Genomic DNA, 3,170 nt, shown 5'->3' on the forward strand with positions numbered 1-3,170 from the left:
CGAGCACGCATAGAAGTCTGTCCGCAACCCCACCGCAATATCCCTATGGACAGGTACGCCTGTTTTCATAGAAGTCTGTCCGCAACCCCACCGCAATATCCCTATGGACAGGTACGCCTGTTTTCATAGAAGGATGACAGAACCTTCATTTCCCTTGCGATTAACGAAGTGGGAGTGTGTTACACAACTGCAAGCTGCGACAAGAGGAAGCAATCCGCGAGTAGCCAGCGACGAGTCGGTGATTTATGCTTTGTCGGTTTCCGCATCTCGGAGGGCGCATGGAATTTTCGCGGCGGAAGTTCTTGTCGAGTGCTGGAATCGCCACGGCAACCCTGGCCGCTGGAATGGACAGCTTTGCGCAATCCCAAAACGGAAATCAACCCGTCCAACGCTCCCAGACGATTCAGATTGCCACTCCCAGCCACCCTGTAATCATCACCCGAGCTCTAGGGAAGCCAACGATCGACGAAGCCTGGAAGATGCTGAAAGATGGCGGCGACACGCTCGACGCTGCTCTTCATGTATGCAAAGGACAAGAAGACGATCCCAATGACCAGACCGTCGGGCTTGGCGGATTGCCGAATGAAGAAGGAGTAGTCGAGCTGGACGCTTGCTGCATGCACGGGCCGACGCGTAAAGCCGGCTCGGTCGGCGGCGTGAGAAATATTAGAAATGTTTGTCTGGTCGCGCGCGATGTTATGCGTCACACCGGCCACGTGATGCTCGTGGGCGAGGGCGCTGAACGCTTTGCGGTCCGCATGGGCTATGAACGCGAAAATCTGCTGACAAAAGCCTCGCGCAAAATTTGGCTGCTGTGGAAGGAGACGCATTCGAATCAGGACTGGTGGGGACCAGGCCCGGATGATTCCCGCTGGAAACCTCCCAGCCCGCAGGCATCACTTGAACTGAAGCGCACAAAGTTAATCGAAATGGCGGCCGATTTCGGCATAGAACCAGTTCTGCGTGAACGAGCCGCCGAGTACGTTCTGTTTCCTCCGCATGGCACGATTCATGTCTCGGCAGTAAACGAAAAAGGCGAGATGTCGGGAGCCACCACGACCAGTGGAACGGCGTGGAAGCTTCCCGGCAGGGTGGGCGATTCTCCCATTATTGGAGCGGGCTGCTATTGCGATCAGGACGTAGGCTCAGCGGGCGCGACTGGCAGCGGGGAAGAGAACATCAAAGTCGCCGGGGCGCATAGCATTGTTGAGAACATGCGTCGCGGGATGTCGCCGAAGGAAGCCGGGCTCGAAGTGCTGCAACGCATTGTGCGCAACTTCAACCACGACATGAACCGCCTGCGCTATATCGAGATGGTCTATTTCATACTGCGTCGCGATGGGCAGTACGCTGGAGTTAGCCTTTGGAGCAACACGCCCTCGGGGCAGCCGTTGAAGTTTGCCGTTCACGATGGAACGTCGCGGGTTGAACAGACGGTTGCGCTGCTGCAAGGCAACTCCATCGACTGGCCTGCGGTGCCGCGCGCAGTGGAGGAGAAGCGCTGAGCACCGATAGCAAACGTCCGCTGGCCGGCAAGTGCGCTCTCGTCACCGGAGGAGCACGCCGCATTGGCAAGGAAATCGCATTGACGCTGGCCCGCGCCGGCGCAGACGTCGCCTTCACCTATCTCAAATCGGGAAAGGACGCCGAGCAGACTAATGCGGCACTTGCAAAGTCAGGCGTTCGAACCTTCTCCATACGCTGCGACCTGCGCGATGTGAAATCGATCGAGCCCTGCGCAGGGGAAGCGATCGCCAAATTAGGACGCCTCGATCTCCTGATTAACAATGCCGGGGCATACGAAACCGTCAGCTTTGAAGAGATCATGCCCGAGCAATGGGATGCGATGTTCGACGTCAATGTTCGCGCGGCTTTCTTCATGTCGCAGGCATGTGCCAAAGAGCTGCGCGCGCACAAAGGACGCATCGTGAACATCGGCTCGCTCGGCGGCATTCGCCCGTGGGCGACCCATGCGCATTACTGCGCGTCGAAAGCTGCGCTGCACATGCTCACGCAATCCGCGGCGAAAGCGCTGGCGCCGGAGATCAAGGTAAACTGCATCGCTCCAGGCATGATCGACCAGGGCGAGTCGGCTCGCGGCAGTGAAGTTCTCGAGAACTTCGCAGTTAAGACGCCGGTGCAGAGAAATGGCACCGCCGCGGACGTTGCGCAGTCCGTCCTGTTCCTCGCCACCTGCCCGGATTTCATCACAGGGCAGATACTCGCGGTGGATGGAGGATTGGGCCTGGTTTAACGGAACCGGCGCCGGTAGGCGCGGTCCCCGGCAAGCGCCGATTTTGCGGTTGCTGGGGTGCTAGGCGCTGGGGCAGCCGCGTATTTGCGGCTGCGTTCCTTGAGCATGCGTGCTGTGTCATTGCGCTCGGAGCTGGCCATTCGGCCATCTCCGACCCACCGGCTAGCACCCCAGCAACCGCAACACCGGCGCTTGCCGGGGACCCCGCTCTACCGGCGCCGGTTCTGTTACTCATCTCCAGAGATTCTTCTTGCGCAGGTAATACTCCATGTACCGAATCGGATCTTGGGAGTGGTGATTCGCGGAAGAGCCCTTCTTCAACGAAAACGGAACGCATTGGATCAGCGTTGGCCCGGCGCCGCGACGAGCTTTGTCGATCGCTTCAGAGGCTACGCGGTAGATGGCAACTACATCTGCTTTGTCGACTGGGATCGAGGTAATCTGCGTGTGCCGCCGAGTGGTTTTCGGCAAAGCTCTTTCAACCTGGACATAAACAATCGGCAGCGATTGCACATGCGCGAGGCGCAAGAACTGGCGATTGCGCGCAATATCGTTCGCATCCACAAACGCCACTGCCAGATTGCCCGTGGCTTGAACGCGATGGAGCAGAGCAGCACCGGTTGCGAGTGCTACCACCGAATCCGCCTCAAGCACCGCGCGTTGCGCTCCGATAGTGATGGGAAGACTTGACGACGAGATCAGGCTATCTTCGGCGCGCAGGTCAATCGTGGTACCCACCAGCGGAGCCTCCTGAAATTTCCAGTTCTGTTTGCGCGTTCGATTGCTGAAACGCGATTTCCCATGCTGCCGAACGCGCAGCATCTCCGTGTAAAGCTGCTTCAGTTTGTCATCGCTGATGAGCGGCTTGTGTTGTGTACCGCCGAGCAGAGGCTCAGGTGCCTCAACGGTGGGTTCG

3 protein-coding genes are annotated in these 3,170 nt (G+C 58.5%); 2 read left to right on the top strand and 1 reads right to left on the bottom strand.

The genetic code is table 11. The features are described from left to right. Window positions 1-278 precede the first annotated feature (278 nt). Together VFU50_13090 and VFU50_13095 are read left to right on the top strand one after the other, a co-directional pair. Window positions 279-1,505 carry a N(4)-(beta-N-acetylglucosaminyl)-L-asparaginase gene (locus VFU50_13090; protein ID HEU5233792.1) on the top strand — a complete coding sequence of 409 codons (1,227 nt, stop codon included), beginning with the start codon at window positions 279-281 and terminating at the stop codon, window positions 1,503-1,505. A 20-nt stretch (window positions 1,506-1,525) separates the two neighbouring features. After that, window positions 1,526-2,254 carry an SDR family oxidoreductase gene (locus VFU50_13095; protein ID HEU5233793.1) on the top strand — a complete coding sequence of 243 codons (729 nt, stop codon included), beginning with the start codon at window positions 1,526-1,528 and terminating at the stop codon, window positions 2,252-2,254. 231 nt (window positions 2,255-2,485) lie between these two features. Here VFU50_13095 and VFU50_13100 read toward each other — a convergent pair. Then, window positions 2,486-3,170, bottom strand: a 685-nt coding sequence (locus VFU50_13100; GenBank protein HEU5233794.1) for a thiamine pyrophosphate-dependent enzyme, incomplete at its 5' end; no start/stop codon positions are given.

The sequence above is a fragment of the Terriglobales bacterium genome (genome assembly GCA_035764005.1).
Classification (GTDB): Bacteria; Acidobacteriota; Terriglobia; order Terriglobales; family Acidobacteriaceae; genus Gp1-AA112.